Consider the following 19,992-nt stretch of genomic DNA (forward strand, 5'->3'; position numbering starts at 1 on the left):
ATTTTTCTTTATTAAAAAGTATCAGTGGAGCAGACCAGTGCTGGCCTTTTTGGCCTGCTCATCAGAGCCAAGCTGCTGGGCTTGCCAGATCAGGTCTTCAATACCGCATTGTGGCTCGTATTCTGCCACTATTTGCAGCAACAGGGCGCGGATTTGCGCATAATCAAAGGCGATGCAGGCTGTATTCAATTCCTGCAACAGGGTATTCAGTTGATCCCACGGCAATTCATTCTCTTGCGCCCGCATGATCAGCGGATGAGAAGTGCCTTCGACATTGTCGCCTATCAGCAGTTCTTCGTAGAGTTTTTCGCCAGGGCGCAAGCCTACATGCTGGATTTCTATGGTGCCATCTGGTGTTGCTTCACTCTTCACTTCCAGGCCACTCAGGTGCACCATGCGGCGTGCCAAGTCGATGATACGTACAGGCTCACCCATGTCGAGCACAAACACATCGCCGCCTTCGCCCATCGCCCCGGCTTGCAAGACTAGTTGGGCGGCTTCTGGGATGGTCATGAAATAGCGGGTGATTTCTGGATGGGTCAGGGTGATGGGGCCACCGGCCATGATTTGCTTGCGGAACAAGGGGACGACCGAGCCGGATGATCCCAGCACATTGCCAAAGCGCACCATGCAAAAACGGGTATGTTGCTGGCGACGCGAGCAGGCTTGCAGTATCAATTCAGCCAGGCGCTTGGTGGCACCCATGACATTGGTCGGGCGCACTGCCTTGTCAGTCGAGATCAAGACAAAATTCTTGACCCTGGCGGCCATGGCGGCTTGTGCGACGGACAGTGTGCCAAACACATTATTGCGTATGCCCTCTGCCGGATTATGCTCTACCAGCGGCACGTGCTTGTAGGCAGCGGCGTGGTACAGGGTTTCTACTTCGCAGGTGGTGAAGATGCGATCGAGCTTGGCGCTGTCGAGTATGGAACCCAAAAACGGCAGGATTTCCACATCCAGCTTCAGTTGCTGGCGCAGGCCAGTCAATTCCTGTTCTATGGCATACAGGGCGTATTCCGACATTTCCAGCAAGACCAGCTTGGTGGGGCGCTGGCGCAAGATCTGGCGGCATAGTTCAGAACCTATAGAGCCGCCAGCCCCGGTGACCATGACGCGCTTGCCGGTGATGCAGATGCTCAGCAGGCGGGCATCGGGTTCTACCTGGTCGCGGCCCAGCAAATCTTCTATCTCGACTTCGCGTATGTCCTGCAAGCGCAATTCGCCATTCACCAGGCTTTGTATTGATGGCGTGACCTTGATCTTCAACTTAAGAGGTTCGAGCTGGTCGAGCACCTGCTTTTGCCGCGTCTTGCTGATGCTGGGCATGGCCAGCAAGATCTCGCGTATGTCATGACGTTCGGCCAAATCTTTTAATTGCTCGGGTGCGAAAACCTTGACGCCGCCTATGGTAGAGCCTTGTACTGATTTGCTGTCATCGATAAAGGCCACGCAGACATATTCACCACCGGCACGCAAGGCCGTGGCCAGTTGCGCGCCCGCCTTGCCAGCGCCATAGATGGCGATGCGGGTGGCGTTTTCCGTCATGTCAGCTTGCAGCAACCAGGCCCTGGCCAAAAAGCGGCTGGCACCGACATACAGGATGGACCCTGCCCAGAAGAAACCAAACACCGCGCGCGACAGCGGTGTGATGTGCAGCATGACTGCAACAAAAGCCAGGAACAAGACCGACAGGCTGACACCTATCATCACCACGCTAATGATTTTCTGGTCGATGAAACGGATGACAGCGCGGTATAAACCTATGCGTATGAAGACCGGTATGGCAATCAAAGGTACAGAAACGATGAGCCAGAGGTAATGATTGAAGAGGCTGCCATTAAAAGTTTCATAGCGCAGCCAGATCGCCAGGATAAAGGTCAGCGGCAGACAAATTGCATCTGCAACAGCAGCAACTGCCTGCTTTTGCAGACGCGGCAGATTGAGCAGGGATTGCATCATATTTGCCAGTCCTTATTAATGTGTAACACCATCACGACGCACCACTTTGTAGAAGGTCAGGAACAAAATACGGATATCCAGCATGAAGGATTGATGCTGCAGGTAATATGCATCCAGGTCCACTTTGACAGGAATCGGTAGTTCATCCCTGCCATTGATTTGCGCCCAGCCTGTCAAGCCTGGCGGGATAGTATGTACTTGCTTTTCAGTGCGTAGGGCAATCAGATCATCCTGATTGTACAGGGCAGGGCGTGGCCCCACAAAACTCATGTCGCCACAGAGTATGCTCCACAATTGCGGCAATTCATCGAGGCTGGACTTGCGCAGGAAAGAACCTATCGGTGTCAGGTATTGATCAGGATTGCTCAGCAGGTGGGTGGCAACTGCTGGTGTATCGATGAGCATGCTGCGAAACTTGGGCATCTTGAAGATGACATTATTGCGCCCGACCCGGTCAGACCAGTAGACCACAGGGCCGCGTGAGGTCAGCTTGACGCAGATGGCAACGATGATCAAAGGCAGTAACAAAAACAGGCTGGCTGTCAGGGCAAGGAGAAGATCGAAAAGACGCTTTAACATAATCACATATTCATTCAGAGGGTAGTGCTGCAGCAGTAGCCTGCAAACCTTGTTCTACGGTATAGGGCGGCGACCAGGCCAGCAATTCCCTGGTCTTGCTGATATCGACTTGCAATGACTGGCATAAACGCTCAGCGACACTTCTCTTGCCCAGCATGCTGGCGGCAAGTGTCAATAAGCTGGCCGGAAAAGGAAACAGCCGGGATTTCACTTGCAAGGCTTGCGCGCACAGGCGAAACATTTCCGTGGTCGATAAATCCCTGCCATCCGATGCCAAAAAAATCTGGTTGCGTGCTGCCGGATGCAAACGGCAATGCAGGATGAGATCGACCAGGTTACCCAGGTACACCAGGCTGCGCTGGTTATGGATACTACCCAGTGGCAAGGGCAGGCCACGGCGTACACCGCGCAACATGCTCAGGAAATTGGCTTTGACGCCTGGCCCATAGACCAGGGGCGGGCGTATGATGGTGACTGCCATGCCAGTTTCTGCAGCTAGTTGCAGCAACGCCTGCTCGGCTTCCTGCTTGGAAATGCCATAGGCATCTTGCGGCAGCGGGGCATCATCGGCGCCAAAGGGATGACCAGGGGAGGTGGCTTCGCCATTCACCTTGACTGAACTCAGGTAAATAAATTGCTTCACGCCAGCAGTGGCAGCCTGGCGCGCCAGTTGCAGGCTGGCAGCGACATTCACGACGCGGAATTGCACCAAAGGGTCGCTGGCTGTTTCGTGCATGACATGTACCCGCGCTGCGCAATGGATGACGATGTCCACGCCTTGCAGATGTGCTGACCAGTCAGTGTCTGCGCTCATGTCGCCAATCAGGGGATTGCGCATTTCTGTATCCTGCCAGCCCAGCGGGCGGCGGGTAGGGCAAATCAGGCTAGCATCAGCAGCCAGACAGGCGCGGGCAAGAGCCTGGCCGACAAAGCCGCTGACACCGGTCAACAAGATTGCTTGCTTCATACTTTATTTAGGGGCCGACAGGTTGGACCGCCTGTCATAGACAAAATAGCGACGCGACAGAAATTTTAAAAAGCTGCGGAAAAACCAGCTGGCATGGCGGGACACCAGGTTGCGGTTTTTGTGGGCAGCAGTATGTGTGGCATGCAGTTGCGGATAAAAACGTATACCCTTGCCCAGCAATTGCTGGGAACGGTAGCAAATATCCACATCTTCAAAATACATGAAATAGCGGGTATCAAAACCTTGCAGTGCCTGATAATGTTGCGCGTCAAAAGCCAGGAAGGCACCAGAGGCCCAATCCACATGGCAGGCTTCTGTCATGCTTTTCTTGTCATATGGCTCAGACAGGGAACGCACCGCAACCATGCGCAGCAAGGAAATCGCATTCGGGAAGCGGCGTACATTCGCATCTACATGCAAGTGTTGTTCGTCACGGTAAAGATTGATGGTGGCGACCGGGAAGGCATCGCGCTGCATATTCTCTACCAGGGTAGTGATGGTGGTGGCGCTGATGGTAATGTCCGGGTTCATGACGATGAAGCTGTCACCCTCGGCAAAACCTACGCTATTGCTGATCAGGTCAAACAGGTAATTATTGTTTTCGCCAAAGCCCAGGCCTGGCTTATCGTCTACGTAAGAAACGCCGTGTTGCAGGCAATAGGCCTTCAACGCCGGGGATGGCTGGTTATCCTTGATCCATACATGCATGCCTGCGGCGGCATCGCGCAAGCCACCCATACCGCTTGCAATAAGCAGATTTTCATGGCCGTGACTGACGATTGCGACATGTATCATAGTTTGCTAAGTGATGCTGCATAAGGTCTGGCAACTCAGCTAGCAATGAGCTAGCAATTAAGCCTGGTGACTAAGCTGGCGACTTTGTATCCAATACTTTAAAAATAATACGCCCAATTTCCAGTCAGGGAAGTTATGGATGGGCGGCGTGAACAATTTCCTTGTGTACCAGATTTTCTCATAGAAATCACAGTTTATAGGTGCAGGATTATGCCAGGGAGGTTGTTTTTCTTGTGCATTCACCATTTCGGCCTGGCTGATGCGCCTTGCGACTTGCTCTATATCGTGCACTTCCCTGATCTTTTGCAGTATCACAGTCTGCTCTATACCTTGGCGTTGCTGGTGGCGCAGGTAATCGTCCATATCGTCCAGCAAGGCTTGTTGACTGCTGGATTTGAACAGGTCCGCCGGTGAATAACCATGCGCGCCGGTCAAGATGCCAAAGCTGGGCAAACCCTTGACCGCCATCTCCGGGAAGGCCGTGCCACCGGTCAGTGGGAAGCTGTCCACGTAAACGCTGGCGTCGCGCATGCAAATCAAATAGTCTTGATAGGCCATGCGTTGATGGAAAATCGCCTGTGCACCCATTTGTCGAGCAGGTTTCCACCACCACCAGTTGGTTTTCAGGTTGGGGCCTATGAGCATCAGCTTACGCCCCGTCCTGGCTTGCAGGCGTACTGCAAAGTCAGGGAAGGAATAGTCCCCACCTGGCTTGAATTTATAGGCAGAGCCAGCACTGGCGATATGACCTGCGGCATTTTCTGGCCGTGCGGTAGTGGCATCAGGCAACTTTAGCGGGATACCGGCAAACACGCATTTGTCATGGCTGCCACGCAGCTTGCTGAGTTCCCAGCCATAATAGCTGAGTTCCAGCACCACATCGGCCATGCCGTGCCCATAAGAAAACACATGGTCGGCATGGTTGTACATGTAAATACGGGTGCCGCACAATTGCCTGGCTAATCCAGCAGCGATGACAGCATCAATGTCATAGGGGTGGATATGCAATACCACAATTTTGTACTGTGCAAAATGATTTAGCAGCGCCTGTAGCTTTTCTTGCCTGTCGCTGGATTTGGGCAGGCAGATACAGGGGTGGTCCGGTGTACTGAGTTTCGCCCAGGTAGCTGGCGGTGCTTTTTCCGTCACCAGTACCGCAGAATCCTGCAAAGCCTGGCTGGCAATCAGGTGTTCTACCACGCGGGTATGGCCGCTGGCGGTGTAAGCCTGGCTCAGCACGTGCAGATAAGTTGCCTTGATTTCCTGCTGTGCAGGGGCCTTGAACAAGTGCTGGTAGCGTTGCAGTAGCGCCAGTTCCAGTGCAGGCAAGGCGTATTGGCCCAGATCGTTTTTCCACAACAACTCACCCAGGGCGCGGGTGCGCCGCACGCAGGCATCCAGCCCGCCAGCCGCCAGCACACGGTTTGTGCAATCCTGAATGAAGTTGGCGAGCTTGAGAGCGTGTTCAGCGGTAGGCATATTTTTTCAAAATCCAGGCGATACATGCCCAATACAAGACATAGTTAATACAAAAAGCAATCACTGTACCCTGCAAACCAAATGCCGGGGTCAACAGATAGGTCAGCACTACCAGCGACAGGCTGAAGACTATTTCAGTAATCACATAAGGCTTAGTCAGCGCCCGGCCCAGCATGACAAAGCCCAGCACCCAGCTGCCTATCTTGATAAAGTCGCCCACCAGTTGCCAGGCCAGGAGCTGCAACATGGGGCGGAATTCTTCAGTGAAGACCAGCCATAACATGAGGTCACGCAAGAGATAGACCATGACCGCACCCAGCGCAGTCAAAGGCAAGACAAAACGATATACGCGTGCAATTTCTTTTTTCAATTCCGCCGCTGCCTTGATTTCTGCCAGGCGTGGCAGGTAATACACGGTCAGCGTGCTGGTGATCAGCATCAGGTAGATATCGCTGATGCGTGTCACAGCCTGCCAATAACCGGCCTCTTGCCAGCCAAAATCCTGCACCAGATGATTGCGTATCAGCATCTGGCTGAGCGGCACGACGGTGGCAGTGACGATGGCCATCAGGGCATACGCGCCCAACTTACGCAGCATGTCCTTGTCTGCCTTTGCAAACAGCATGCCAAAGCTGAACCACTCGCTGCGCAGGCATAGCGCCAACGTGATGATGGCGACGAAAGATTGATTCACCGCCAGTGCTACCAGCGCACCATACAAGCCCCAGACGCTGGCCAGCAACCAGGTGATTATCAAGCTGACGATGCTGGTGGCAATATTGGCAGCGACATAGGCGGCGACTGCTTTTTTGCCATTCAGGATTGCCAGCAATAGCGTATTCAGTACAAACAGCACCAAACTGGCAGCCAGCCATAAAAACACGCTGCCATACTGCGCATCTTTTAATAGTAATACCGCCAGTTGCTGGTGAAACACGGCAACGACAGCAGACGCCACCAGTGAGCAATATAAAGAGATACGTGCCGAGCTGGCCCATACTCTTTGTTGGGCTGTTGCATCGTCGCCATGTTCAGCCGTGTACTTGGTCACGCCTGTGGAAATTGCGCCACTGGCAAATGACAAGATCATGGTTACGGCATTCTGGAACTGGCCTATGACAGCATAACCGCCTGGCCCCACATACACGGCCAGCAATTTGTTCAGGCCCAGCATGGTCAGCATCCTGACCATGACTGCAATCGCATTTAACAGGCTGGTGCGTACCAGTGTCATTGTCAGCGAGTTGTTGCAGTTGAAGCAGCTTGCAGGACGAAATCGCGCACGGCAGCGATGACGCGGTTGACATCTTCCGGTGCAAGATATGGGTCTAGCGGCAGGCTCAGTTCTTCTGCATGGATTTGTTCAGACATCGGGAAACTGCCCACACCCAGTTGCAATTCAGCATATGCTGGTTGGAGATGTGGCGGGATAGGGTAGTGCACCAGGCTGCCTATGCCAGCATCCTGCAAGTGTTTTTGCAGGGCATCACGTTTGGCATGGCGCACGGCATAGATATGCCATACCGGTTCAGACCACTCAGGAACAAATGGTATCACCAGGCCAGGCAAGTCTTTCAAACCTTCGTGATATTGCTGCGCCAGTGCGCGACGCTGTATATTCCAGCCATCGAGCCTATGCAGTTTTACCCGCAGCAAAGCTGCCTGTAATTCATCAAGGCGAGAGTTATAGCCTTTGACTTGGTTATGATATTTGATTTGCGAACCATAATTGCGCAAGACTTTTAATTGCTTGGCTAATTCTGCATCATTGGTGGTGACACCACCAGCATCCCCCAGCGCACCCAGGTTCTTGCCGGGATAAAAACTATGCGCAGCAGCATCACCCAGGCCACCAGAGACGCGCCCTTTATATGTTGCACCATGCGATTGCGCCGCATCTTCGATGACCTTCAAACCATGCTCATGGGCGATGGCGAGAATTGGGTCCATATCCGCGATTTGCCCATACAGATGCACGACCATGATGGCCTTGCTCCTGGGAGTAATGGCGGCGGCGATTTTTGCAGGATCGATATTGTAAGTAGCCAGGTCAGGCTCTACCGCAACCGGCGTTGCTCCCGCATACGACACCGCCAGCCAACTGGCGATGTAAGTGTTGGAAGGCACGATCACTTCATCGCCTTCACCTATGCCATAAGCACGCAAGATCAGGTGCAGCGCATCCATGCCATTACCGACACCAACGCAATACTGGCTGCCACAATACGCAGCATATTCAGCTTCAAAGGCTTCCAGCTGCTTGCCCTGGATAAACCAGCCGCTATCCAGCACTTCATTAAAAGCCTGGTTCAGCTCCGCACGCAAATCCTGATGCTGAGGCTTGAGTTCCAGATAAGGTAAAGATTTCATGTTATTCATTCGTTCAAAAGAATGGAGACACAGAGAGTTTGCATGGATTTTCTCTCATGAATTTCTCTGTGGTGAAGCGAGGAATTCAAGCGACATGTCGCTTGCTTGCGCAACGATAAACTTTTGCAAAAGTTTATTCCTTCCTCTGTGTCTCTGTGGTGAGAGGTTTTTTTGTGATTTACTAATTCAGGTGGTTTCTATGAACTTCAAAAACTCATCATACTTGCGCAAATAATCTGCCTCGTCATAGTGCTGGTCAGCAAACACCAGCAAGACACAATCTTCCGTGAAATTTTTCATTTCATGCCAGATGCGCGTGCCTATGTAGACGCCCTTGGCCGGGGAATCAAGTTCCAGTTCGACGCGTTCTTTGCCGTCATCAAACACCATGGTGCAGGAGCCGCGTACGGCAACAGCCACTTGCTGCAAGGTCTTGTGCGCATGAAAGCCGCGCTCTACGCCTTCCAGTGTGCCAAAAATATAGTAAACCCTGGCGATGGAAAAGGGGATGTCCTGATTAGCCTCGACGGCGACCAGGCTGCCGCGCTCATCACCGAGCACGCGCATGGGTATCATTTGCAATTTCACTTGGCCTGACCTTGAGCTTGAGTTGTTAAGTAGAGTGGTTCAGAGACAGACAGTTGCACGCCTTGCATGCAGGCATCCAGGGTGATGCGCCAGTCTGGTATGGACAAACCAAAAGCCGTCTGCAATTTTTCTGTACTCAATAAAGAGTTATGAGGGCGACGTGCAGGCACAGGGTATTCACTGGCCGGTATCCCACTGATCTGCGGAGCGGCTTTGCCCAGTTTGTTTTGCTGGTCCGCTAATTCTATGATGGCCGTGGCAAAGGCAAACCAGTTGGTCTTGCCTGAGGCACTCAGGTGATACACACCACCAAACTCTTGCCACCAGGTCACAGCATCATTGGCTTGCTGCAATTGTGCCAGTATCTCGCAGGTAGCCGCAGCCAGCCAGTCGGCCGAATTGGGCGTACCCCACTGGTCATTGACGACGCGCAACTGATCGCGTTCACGCGCCAGCTTCAGCATGGTCAGGAAAAAATTCTTGCCAAAGTTTGAGTACACCCAACTGGTGCGCAAGATCAGATGCTGACAGCCACTGGCAACAATGGCCTGTTCGCCAGCCAGCTTGGTTTGACCATATACATTCAAGGGACCCGTCGCATCAGCTTCTGTATAGGCTTGCCAGTTGCCTTCAGCATCTGACTTGTCACCTGAGAAGACATAATCCGTTGAATAATGGATCAGGCCAGCGCCAAGCTTGCGTGCTTCTTCTGCCATGATGGCGGGTGCAATCGCATTGATGGCATGGGCTTTTTCTGCCTCGCTCTCGGCCAGATCTACTGCTGTATAAGCAGCCGGATTGATGATCAGGTCAGGCTTGAAGTCCGTGATGCACTGGCGCAATTGCGTGGCATTGCTCAAATCCAGTTTTGCTCTTTGCGGAGCATGCACTACTGCTGTTGCAGGCAAGCGTGGCAAGTGTGACAGGAGGGCATTGCCCAGTTGTCCACTCGTGCCTGTCAATAATATCCTCATGCAAAAACCTCAGCTTCGGCCAGGGGTTTGCCCTGTGCGTCTTTTGCGGACAGTAAAGGTGCATCCGTCAAAGGCCATTCTATGCTCAGCGCGGGGTCATTCCACAGCAGGCAACGCTCATGTTCTGGCGCCCAGTAGTCGGTGGTCTTGTACAGAAATTCTGCACTCTCGCTCATGACCAGGAAACCGTGGGCAAACCCCGGCGGTATCCACAACTGACGCTTGTTTTCTGCCGACAAGATTTCAGCCGTAACCTTGCCAAAACTGGGCGAAGACTTGCGCAAATCCACCACCACGTCAAACACTTCACCTGCAGTGACACGTACCAGTTTGCCCTGGCTCTGACGTATCTGGTAATGCAAGCCGCGCAAGACATTCCTGGCCGACTTGGAATGATTGTCCTGCACAAAAGCCGTGGTGACACCAGTCAGCTCAGCAAAGGTCTTGGCATTGAAGCTTTCATAAAAAAATCCGCGGTCATCACCGAAGACCCTGGGCTCCAGCAGCAGGACATCGGGCAATCCGGTTTCTATTACTTTCATGTTTCAATACGCTTTCTTGTTCAAAAGTTGCAGCAGATACTGGCCATACTCGTTTTTCTTGAGTGGCTGCGCCAGTTTTTCCAGCTCGGCATCGTTGATGTAATGGCGGCGGTAGGCAATTTCTTCAGGGCAGGCAACTTTCAGGCCCTGGCGTTTTTCGATAGTGGCGATGAACTGGCCTGCTTCCAGCAGGGATTCATGGGTGCCGGTATCCAGCCAGGCCATGCCCCTGCCCATCAATTGCACATTCAGCTTACCTTGTTTCAGGTATTCGTTATTGACATCGGTGATTTCCAGTTCACCGCGTGCCGATGGCCGGATATTGGCAGCAATGTCGCAGACATGACTGTCATAGAAATACAGGCCAGTGACGGCATAATTGGATTTCGGTTGTTGCGGTTTTTCTTCTATGCTGATGGCATGGCGATTTTCATCAAATTCGACGACACCATAGCGTTCAGGATCTTGCACGTGATAGGCAAAAACCGTTGCGCCCTGTTGCTGGGCATCGGCCTGGCGCAATTGTGATTCAAAATCATTGCCATAATAAATGTTGTCACCGAGTATCAGGGCAGTATTGGCGTTGCCGACAAACTCCTTGCCTATGATGAAAGCCTGGGCCAGGCCATCTGGCGATGGCTGCACCGCATACGTGATTTGTATGCCCCACTGATTGCCATTGCCCAGCAGTTCGGCAAAACGCGGCGTATCCTGTGGCGTAGAAATGATGAGTATGTCGCGTATGCCCGCCAGCATCAGTGATGTCAGCGGGTAATAAATCATGGGCTTGTCATAGACAGGCAGCAATTGTTTGGAAATTGCCTGCGTCACTGGATACAGGCGGGTGCCCGAGCCGCCCGCCAGGATGATGCCCTTGCGGGCCGAGGTACTATTCACACTATTGCTCATGCTTGCTCTTCATCTTCATATTGCAGTGCTACCCATTTCAGGTATTCGCCTGACTGTACCTGTTTGGTCCAGTCGTCGTTGGCCAGATACCATTCCACAGTCTTTCTGAGACCGGTGCTGAAAGTCTCTTGCGGTTTCCAGCCCAGTTCTCTCTCTATCTTGCGGGCATCGATGGCATAGCGGCGGTCGTGGCCTGGTCTGTCAGCGATATGTTTGATCTGGTCCTTGTAACTGCCGTGCGCCTTGGGTTGTAATTCATCCAGTAATTCACACAGGGTATGCACGACACTCAGATTGGTTTGCTCATTCCAGCCACCAACATTATAGGTTTCCCCCAGCCTGCCTGCTTCCAGTACCCGGCGTATTGCCGAGCAATGGTCCTTGACATACAGCCAGTCGCGTACTTGCAGGCCATCACCATACACAGGCAAGTCCTTGCCGGCGCGGGCATTGGTGATCATCAGCGGGATGAGTTTTTCAGGGAAATGGTAAGGACCATAATTATTCGAACAATTGGTCGTCAGCACAGGCAAGCCATAGGTATGGTGGTAAGCCCGCACCAGGTGGTCAGAGGCTGCCTTGGTTGCAGAGTAAGGGCTGTTCGGCGCATAGGCCGTGGTTTCGCTAAATGCCGCATCTTCTGCGGCCAGCGTGCCATAGACTTCATCGGTAGAGATATGCAGGAAGCGGAAGTTGTCTTTGTCTTCGCCTTCCAGACTTTGCCAGTAGGTGCGTGCCGCTTCGAGGAGGCCGAAGGTGCCGTTCACATTGGTCGTAACAAAAGCGGCCGGGCCAACAATTGACCTGTCGACATGGCTTTCTGCCGCAAAATGGATAATGGCTCTGGGTTGATATTCAAAAAACAAGCCGCACAGATGTGCACTGTCAATGATGTCACCCTTGACAAATACATGGCGTGCATCATTATTCAGGCTGGCCAGATTGTTCAAATTGCCAGCATAGGTCAGTTTGTCGTAATTGAGGACAGACTCATCCGACTGGGCCAGCCAGTCCAGAACAAAATTGGCACCAATGAAACCCGCGCCCCCTGTGACAAAAATCATGCCTCACTCCTGTAAAAAACTCTGATTTGCGCTGAATTGTTCGCAACAGGCGATTTTACTTGAGATGCGGCCAGTTTCGTTGATGAGGCTGCTTAATCTATGTGTTTATTTAATGCCTTTTAGCAATTGTTTTATCTGCGGGCAGACTTGGCCGTTCGACGCGTGATGTGAACTTGCAATTTTGTAATCAATGATGCCAGGCTTGGGGCAAAGATCATGACGCCATGACATTGCTCTGGGATAAGCATATCCAGGCGACGGTGGCGATGGTATAAGTAATTAATAGCAGAGATATAACAGAGAGTTTCATGATGGTAACCTCGAATGATGGTGTCCCTGACACTATTTTAGGACGCCCCACGCCGGACTCCAGTAATGGATTGTCTTGGTTTTGTGACGAGATGTGTCTATTTGTACATGGGAAATAGGGGACTTGTGTGGCCTGAGATTGCCGTGAATCATGGAAGTTGAGGATTTTTTTAGATAAAGCCTTGAAATCGTAAGGGTATATCCCCAATTGCAGGGGCAATGTATGTTTTTGATTGGGAGAGTAAGTATGCAAGAGCAAGAAAACCAGCACGCGGAAAAGGTGGAAATAAAAGAAGCCGCCGCTCCGGAAGTTCAACAGGAAAGTGTAATTCAAGGTGAAACTGTGCAGACATCCGCGCCGGAAGCCACACAGCCTGCCGCACCTGCAACAGAAACTGCCGAGCAAGTGATTGCCAAGCTTGAAGCCAAGGTGCAAGAATTGCAAGATTCCTTTATGCGCGCCAAGGCTGAGGGTGAAAACATCCGCCGCCGCGCTCAGGAAGATATCAGCAAGGCGCACAAATTTGCAATCGAAGGCTTTGCTGAAGCCATGGTGCCAGTCAAGGACAGTCTGGAAATGGCCCTGAAGATTGATACTCCATCAATCGAGGCGCTGAAAGAAGGCGTGGAAATGACGCTGAAGCAACTCAGTGCTGCATTTGAAAAGAATCGTTTGACCGAAATCAATCCTGTACAGGGTGATAAGTTGGATCCTATGAAGCATCAGGCTATCTCCATGGTACCTGCTGAGCAAGATGCCAATACTGTCGTCACTGTATTGCAAAAAGGTTATACCATTGCCGACCGTTTATTGCGTCCGGCTTTAGTGACAGTAGCGCAAGGAAAGTAAGAAAAGCGTAAAAAACACGCAGAAATGGCTTGAAAAGCGTGTTTTTTACCATATATCCGAAACAGACGAGTCAGATTCTGCTGATTCAATTGAAATTGATAAAGCAGACCGATTCACCAACATTGACAAAAAAATCTACATTCTGAGGGAATTATCATGGGAAAAATGATTGGTATTGATTTGGGTACAACCAATTCTTGCGTTGCTATCATGGAAGGCGGTCAGCCAAAAGTGATCGAAAATGCAGAAGGTGCGCGTACTACGCCTTCCATCATTGCGTATCAGGAAGACGGCGAAATTCTGGTTGGCGCATCCGCCAAACGCCAGGCGGTTACAAATCCTAAGAACACACTGTTCGCGGTCAAGCGCTTGATCGGTCGTAAGTTCGAAGAAAAAGAAGTGCAAAAAGACATCGGTCTGATGCCTTACACCATTTCCAAAGCTGACAATGGCGATGCATGGGTGTCCGTGCGCGACAAGCGTCTGGCACCACCGCAAATTTCTGCTGAAGTTTTGCGTAAAATGAAAAAAACTGCTGAGGATTACCTCGGTGAAGAAGTGACAGAAGCAGTGATCACTGTTCCTGCTTACTTCAATGATGCACAACGTCAGGCAACCAAAGATGCTGGCCGTATCGCCGGTCTGGATGTCAAACGCATCATCAACGAGCCAACAGCCGCTGCGCTGGCCTTTGGCCTGGACAAAAAAGAAAAAGGCGATCGCAAGATTGCAGTATATGACCTGGGTGGCGGTACTTTCGACGTATCCATCATTGAAATCGCTGACGTAGATGGCGAGATGCAGTTTGAAGTGTTGTCCACGAATGGCGATACTTTCCTCGGCGGTGAAGATTTCGATCAACGCATCATTGATTACATCATCGACGAATTCAAGAAGATCAATGGCCTGGACTTGTCCAAAGATCCTATCGCTTTGCAACGTATCAAGGCATCTGCCGAACGTGCAAAAATCGAATTGTCGAGCTCGCAACAGACAGAGATAAACGAGCCTTACATCGCCATGGCAAACGGCGCACCTGTGCATTTGAATTTGAAAATCACACGTGCCAAGCTGGAAGCCCTGGTAGAAGAGCTGATCCAGAAAACGATCGATCCTTGCCGCATGGCGATCAAGGATGCAGGCGTGAAAACTACAGATATTGACGACATCATCCTCGTCGGTGGTATGACACGTATGCCTAAGGTGCAGGAGATTGTTAAAGAATTCTTCGGCAAGGAACCGCGTAAAGATGTGAACCCTGATGAAGCCGTTGCCGTTGGTGCAGCGATTCAAGGTTCCGTTTTGTCTGGTGACCGTAAAGATCTGTTGTTGCTGGACGTGACACCTTTGTCCCTGGGTATCGAAACCCTGGGTGGCGTCATGACCAAGATGATCCAGAAGAACACGACTATCCCGACCAAGTTCAGCCAGGTATTCTCTACTGCAGACGACAACCAGCCTGCGGTAACCATCAAGGTCTACCAGGGTGAACGTGAAATCGCTGCTGGCAATAAAGGCCTGGGCGAATTCAACCTCGAAGGTATTCCACCATCAGCCCGTGGCACGCCTCAGATTGAAGTGACTTTTGACATCGACGCCAATGGTATTTTGCACGTAGGTGCGAAAGACAAAGCCACAGGCAAAGAAAACAAGATCACCATCAAGGCAAACTCTGGTTTGACTGAAGATGAAATCCAGAAAATGGTGAAAGATGCTGAACTGAACGCGGAAGAAGACAAAAAGGTCAAGGAATTGGCCGAGTCCCGCAATCAGGGCGACGCTTTGGTGCACTCCACCAAAAAAGCGCTGGCTGAACATGGCGAGAAACTGGAAGCTGGCGAAAAAGAGAAAATCGAAGCCGCTATCAAGGAGTTGGAAGATGTATTGAAATCCGGTGACAAGGCTGAGATCGACACCAAGCTGGGCGCATTGTCCACAGCATCTCAAAAGCTGGGTGAAAAAGTCTACGCCGACATGCAGGCGCAACAGGCCGCTGCAGGTGCAGCTGCTGGTGGTGCAGGCGCTGCCGGTGCAGATGCCAAACCTAAAGATGATGATGTAGTTGACGCTGACTTCAAAGAAGTCAAAGACAGCAAGTAATACACACTGTGACGGGCGTGCCCGTCATGACGCGCCGGGTGGCTCGCTTTGCGGTGCCTGCCCGGCGTTTGCGCTTAAGTTTGATGCTTAAGTTTTGGCTTAAGTTCAAGAACAATACTGAGGTTAACAAGAGATGGCGAAGCGTGATTTTTACGAGATTCTTGGGCTAGGCAAAAACGCCACCGAAGACGAGATCAAAAAAGCTTATCGCAAAATGGCGATGAAGTACCATCCGGACCGTAATCCGGATAGCAAGGTCGCGGAAGAAAAATTCAAGGAAGCCAAAGAGGCTTACGAGATGCTTTCCGACAGCCAGAAGCGCGATGCCTATGACCGTTATGGTCACGCCGGTGTCGATCCCAATATGGGCGGCGGCGGTGGCGGCGGTGCTGGTGGTTTTGCCGATGCCTTTGGTGATATTTTTGGTGATATTTTTGGTGGCGGTGGTGGTCGCCGTAACGCCGGCCCGCAGGTGTATCGCGGTGCTGATTTGCGTTATAACCTGGAAATCTCGCTGGAACAGGCTGCCAATGGTTTTGATACCACGATCCGCGTACCTAGCTGGGATTCTTGCGATACCTGCCATGGTTCCGGCGCCAAGCCAGGCACTTCACCTGTTACCTGTACCACTTGCGCTGGCCATGGTCAGGTACGCATGCAACAAGGCTTGTTCAGCATACAGCAGACTTGCCCCAAATGTCATGGCACAGGCAAGATGATTCCTGATCCTTGCACTGCTTGCTCTGGTGTAGGCCGCATCAAGCGTAACAAAACACTGGAAGTCAAAATACCAGCAGGTATAGACGATGGCATGCGCATCCGTTCATCCGGTAATGGTGAACCAGGTGTGAATGGTGGCCCTCCGGGTGATTTGTATGTGGAAATCCATATCAAGCAACATCCGGTATTTCAGCGCGAAGGCGATGACCTGCATTGCGAAATCCCGATTTCCTTTGTCAAGGCAGCTCTAGGTGGCGATATCGAAGTTCCGACCCTGAGCGGCAAGGCATCGTTCACCGTGCCTGAAGGCACGCAGTCTGGCAAGACTTTCCGCCTGCGCAGCAAGGGTGTGAAGGGTGTGCGTTCTGGTTATGCTGGTGACTTGTTCTGCCATGTTGTCATCGAAACACCGGTGAAGCTGACAGAAAAGCAAAAAGAACTCTTGCGTGACTTCGAAAAGTTGACGGTAGAAGGTGGCCCCAAGCACAACCCGCAAAGCAAAACCTGGATGGACAAGGTCAAGAAATTTTTTGAATAAGTCTGTTTAATCCAACATGAAAGCCTGCCAGTATCTCTTGGCAGGCTTTTTTGTTGCCGCTGGGGATAGAATGTACTCTCTTATTTATCAAGTCCTGAATTTTGCAATAGATTAAGGTAGCATTCTGATACTATTGTGAGATAAAGCAGCTACTGAATCTCGCTGAGTGCAGGATGGTATCAAGCCACAAACAAGCCCCGTATTGAAACCCGCTGTCGGGACATTTTTCAGGACATATTTCAGCATACTAAGGCCTTGATGGATAATTCATACATAGGCATGTCATCCAGATATCCCAGATTATTTGCGCTGGGAGCGGCACTGATTGTATTTTTTGGTTTTTGGGCAGTCGACAATAATGAGCGTGAGCTGGCTATCCAGAAACAAAAGGTCGAACTCATAGAAAAACTGGTGGTCTTGCGCGCCAAACTGGGTGCGGGTCTGACCTCGAATATTTCAGCCGCCAGAGTGCTGGCCGTCACCTTTGCCACCAAGCCTGATTTACCAGAACAGGAGTTCAAGGTACTGGCGGCAGAAGTGGCGAATGCCAATCCCAGTATCCGTAATCTGGTGCTTGTCAAAGGGACCATCGTCAATTATGTCTACCCTTATCAGGGCAATGAAAAAGTCCTGGGTGCCGATTATCGCAAGCTGCCACAGCAATGGCCTGTCTATCAGCGCATGATGGAAGAGCGCAATATACAAATTGCCGGACCACTAAACCTGGTGCAAGGTGGGACTGGACTGGTAGTGCGCATACCTGTATATCAACATGAAAACCGCGATGAATTTCTTGGTTCGATTGCCATGGTGGTCAATTACGACGGATTGCTGGAACAGGCAGGTATCGCCCAGATGCAAAAGGAGATCCAGCTGGCAATACGCGGGCGCGATGCCAAGGGCAGCAAGGGAGAGGTCTTTTTAGGTGAGAGTAGCCTGTTTGGCAGCGACGCCGTTACCCAGAGCATCATTTTGCCGGGCGGTAGCTGGGAACTGGCAGCTTTGCCGCTAGGTGGTTGGCAGGGTGCCACCAGATTGTCGAGATTCATCGAAGTCTTTGGCCTGGTGGTTTGCCTGATGGTCTGGATGCTCAGTTACCAGTCCATTATCAGACACAGACAGCGTGACTTGAATGCCCGAAGTTTGCGCGAAAGTGAAGCATTGCTACGTTTGCGCAACGAAGCCTTGAGCGCAACTTCGCAAGGGGTGATGATAGCTGGCAATGATGGTCATATCAATTACGTCAATCAGGCTGCCTGCCATTTGAGTGGCTATGAACAGGACGCCTTGTATCAAAAAAAACTGGCTGATTTGTTTGCGCCCGAGGTGGCTGCCATGCTGGCTGAAGGCAGTGGAGAAAAAAAGCCGCTCACTTTGGAATACAGCAGGCAAAGCGATCCTGGACAGCAACTCTGGTTGGAACTATTACTGACGCCAGTGCATGATCAGCACGGACATTTAGAGCAATATGTGGCCTTGTTAAGGGATATCACTGACAAAAAACTGGCCGACAAAGAGCTGGAAATTGCGGCCATGGCGTTTGAGACGGAAGAGGGCATACTCATCACTGATGACAAACTGCAAATCTTGCGTGTCAACAAAGCCTTTACCCGTATCACTGGTTACGAGGCCACTGAAGCCGTAGGCCAGAGCACCCGGCTATTGCAATCAGGCCGCCATGACGAAGTTTTTTATACTCAGATGTGGGAAGAAATACGCCTCAATCATCGCTGGCAGGGTGAGTTATGGAATCGCCGCAAGAATGGTGAAATTTATTCGGAACGTCTGGTGATCTCTGCCGTCCTGGGTAAAGATGGCAGCGTGACCAATTATGTCGGCTCCTTCAACGATATTACCGAGTACAAGGTCTCCGAAGAAAAAATTCATCAACTAGCTTTTTTCGATCCGCTGACGGGTTTGCCGAATCGCCGTCTCTTGCTCGACAGGCTGGCACGCGCCCTGGCCTTGAGTCGCAGACACCAGCGTTATGGCGCCATCCTGATGATAGACCTGGACAATTTCAAAACCCTGAATGATACCCAGGGCCACAATATGGGTGACATGCTGCTGACTCAGATAGGCAAGCGCATCCACGCCTGTGTACGGGCTGACGATACAGTATCACGCACAGGTGGTGATGAATTCGTGGTTTTGCTGGAAGGCCTGCATGAAGAAGTTCAGCATGCGGCCAGCCTGGCAGAACACGTCGCTGAAAAAATTCGCCTGACGCTGAGCCAGACCATCAATCTTGGCCATATCGACTATGAAAGCTCGGGCAGTATAGGCATCACCATGTTTGGCGTGGAAGCGGTAGGGATAGACGAATTATTGCGCCGCGCTGACATGGCCATGTACCAGGCAAAGGGTATGGGTAAGAATAATGTCCGCTTTTTCGACCCAAGCATGCAGGCTGCACTGGAATTCCGCACGGCCATGGAAACCGATTTGCGTCATGCCCTGATGCATCATCAATTTATTTTGCATTATCAGTTGCAGGTCAGTGCTTTGGGTGACCCGATAGGTGCAGAAGTCTTGCTGCGCTGGAAGCATCCTGTCCGTGGCCTGGTGTCGCCGCTGGATTTCATTCCACTGGCAGAAGAAACCGGCCTGATCCTGCCCATAGGTTTATGGGTACTTGAAACTGCTTGCAGACAAATCACTACCTGGGCCAGTGACCCCGTAAAATCCGGCATGCAACTGGCTGTGAATGTCAGCGCCCGCCAGTTCCGCCATATCGGCTTTGTAGGTGATGTGACGCGCATCTTGCATGAAACGGGTGCCAACCCAGTCTTGCTGAAACTGGAATTGACAGAAAGTGTGGTCTTGGAAGATGTCACCAGCGTCATCGAAAAAATGCATGCCATTAAAAAGCTGGGCGTTGGCTTTTCCATGGACGATTTTGGAACGGGTTATTCATCCCTGTCTTATCTGCAGCGCCTTCCCCTGACCCAACTCAAGATAGATCGCAGCTTTGTACACAATCTGCCGGACGATGTGAACAATGCGAATATTGTCCGCACCATCATTAGCCTGGGCGGCAGCCTGGATTTGAATGTAATTGCCGAGGGCGTAGAAACCGAACAGCAGCGTGAGTTTTTGCTGCAAGCAGGTTGTCTGGCGTATCAGGGTTATCTATTCTGCAAGCCCATCCCCATAGAGGATTTTGACGAGTTTATTTCGAGCCGGCAATACCTGAAAAAAGCCGACAGCCCTAGAGTTGAAATTCAGGTAAGCTAGAGTAACCGT

16 protein-coding genes are annotated in these 19,992 nt (G+C 51.5%); 4 read left to right on the plus strand and 12 right to left on the minus strand.

What is annotated here, in order from left to right; translation table 11 throughout:
- Positions 1-21: 21 nt before the first annotated feature.
- The 12 genes from Q8K39_RS15205 to rfbB all read right to left on the minus strand — a co-directional run bounded on the left by Q8K39_RS15205 (position 22) and on the right by rfbB (position 12,229).
- Complete coding sequence (locus tag Q8K39_RS15205) at positions 22-1,959, minus strand: nucleoside-diphosphate sugar epimerase/dehydratase (protein WP_305261726.1); 1,938 nt, start codon at positions 1,957-1,959, stop codon at positions 22-24.
- A gap of 18 nt (positions 1,960-1,977) precedes the next feature.
- A complete protein-coding gene (locus Q8K39_RS15210) occupies positions 1,978-2,541 on the minus strand; it encodes a sugar transferase (protein WP_305261445.1) in 564 nt (187 codons plus the stop codon).
- A 10-nt stretch (positions 2,542-2,551) separates the two neighbouring features.
- Positions 2,552-3,508 carry an SDR family oxidoreductase gene (locus Q8K39_RS15215; RefSeq protein WP_305261447.1) on the minus strand — a complete coding sequence of 319 codons (957 nt, stop codon included), beginning with the start codon at positions 3,506-3,508 and terminating at the stop codon, positions 2,552-2,554.
- A 3-nt stretch (positions 3,509-3,511) separates the two neighbouring features.
- Entirely contained in the window at positions 3,512-4,303 is a 792-nt protein-coding gene (locus Q8K39_RS15220; protein WP_305261449.1) for a hypothetical protein, read from the minus strand.
- A 57-nt stretch (positions 4,304-4,360) separates the two neighbouring features.
- On the minus strand, positions 4,361-5,782 hold the full coding sequence (locus Q8K39_RS15225) for a hypothetical protein (RefSeq protein WP_305261451.1): 1,422 nt from the start codon (positions 5,780-5,782) through the stop codon (positions 4,361-4,363).
- On the minus strand, positions 5,769-7,016 hold the full coding sequence (locus tag Q8K39_RS15230) for an O-antigen translocase (RefSeq protein WP_305261453.1): 1,248 nt from the start codon (positions 7,014-7,016) through the stop codon (positions 5,769-5,771). The genes Q8K39_RS15225 and Q8K39_RS15230 overlap by 14 nt, the downstream gene beginning before the upstream one ends.
- A gap of 2 nt (positions 7,017-7,018) precedes the next feature.
- Complete coding sequence (locus Q8K39_RS15235) at positions 7,019-8,152, minus strand: DegT/DnrJ/EryC1/StrS family aminotransferase (RefSeq protein ID WP_370868615.1); 1,134 nt, start codon at positions 8,150-8,152, stop codon at positions 7,019-7,021.
- Between the two features lie 186 nt (positions 8,153-8,338).
- Positions 8,339-8,740, minus strand: coding sequence for an FdtA/QdtA family cupin domain-containing protein (locus tag Q8K39_RS15240; RefSeq protein ID WP_186953284.1), 402 nt, complete (start codon positions 8,738-8,740; stop codon positions 8,339-8,341).
- Positions 8,737-9,714 (minus strand): dTDP-4-dehydrorhamnose reductase, encoded by a 978-nt coding sequence (rfbD, locus tag Q8K39_RS15245; protein ID WP_305261457.1) that lies wholly within the window; start codon positions 9,712-9,714, stop codon positions 8,737-8,739. Before rfbD ends, Q8K39_RS15240 begins: the two co-directional genes overlap by 4 nt.
- Entirely contained in the window at positions 9,711-10,256 is a 546-nt protein-coding gene (rfbC, locus tag Q8K39_RS15250) for a dTDP-4-dehydrorhamnose 3,5-epimerase (protein ID WP_305261459.1), read from the minus strand. Before rfbC ends, rfbD begins: the two co-directional genes overlap by 4 nt.
- A gap of 3 nt (positions 10,257-10,259) precedes the next feature.
- On the minus strand, positions 10,260-11,165 hold the full coding sequence (rfbA, locus tag Q8K39_RS15255) for a glucose-1-phosphate thymidylyltransferase RfbA (RefSeq protein ID WP_305261461.1): 906 nt from the start codon (positions 11,163-11,165) through the stop codon (positions 10,260-10,262).
- Positions 11,162-12,229, minus strand: coding sequence for a dTDP-glucose 4,6-dehydratase (gene rfbB, locus Q8K39_RS15260; RefSeq protein WP_305261463.1), 1,068 nt, complete (start codon positions 12,227-12,229; stop codon positions 11,162-11,164). The genes rfbA and rfbB overlap by 4 nt, the downstream gene beginning before the upstream one ends.
- 556 nt (positions 12,230-12,785) lie before the next feature.
- Between rfbB and grpE the strand changes: the two genes are divergently transcribed.
- The 4 genes from grpE to Q8K39_RS15280 all read left to right on the plus strand — a co-directional run bounded on the left by grpE (position 12,786) and on the right by Q8K39_RS15280 (position 19,983).
- A complete protein-coding gene (gene grpE, locus Q8K39_RS15265; RefSeq protein WP_305261465.1) occupies positions 12,786-13,388 on the plus strand; it encodes a nucleotide exchange factor GrpE in 603 nt (200 codons plus the stop codon).
- A 156-nt stretch (positions 13,389-13,544) separates the two neighbouring features.
- Complete coding sequence (dnaK, locus tag Q8K39_RS15270) at positions 13,545-15,488, plus strand: molecular chaperone DnaK (protein ID WP_186953290.1); 1,944 nt, start codon at positions 13,545-13,547, stop codon at positions 15,486-15,488.
- A gap of 133 nt (positions 15,489-15,621) precedes the next feature.
- Positions 15,622-16,746 (plus strand): molecular chaperone DnaJ, encoded by a 1,125-nt coding sequence (gene dnaJ / locus Q8K39_RS15275; RefSeq protein WP_186953291.1) that lies wholly within the window; start codon positions 15,622-15,624, stop codon positions 16,744-16,746.
- Between the two features lie 258 nt (positions 16,747-17,004).
- Positions 17,005-19,983, plus strand: coding sequence for an EAL domain-containing protein (locus Q8K39_RS15280; RefSeq protein WP_305261468.1), 2,979 nt, complete (start codon positions 17,005-17,007; stop codon positions 19,981-19,983).
- The last annotated feature ends 9 nt before the right edge of the window (positions 19,984-19,992 follow it).

Source organism: Undibacterium sp. (genome assembly GCF_030683615.1).
Taxonomy (GTDB): Bacteria; Pseudomonadota; Gammaproteobacteria; order Burkholderiales; family Burkholderiaceae_D; genus Undibacterium; species Undibacterium umbellatum.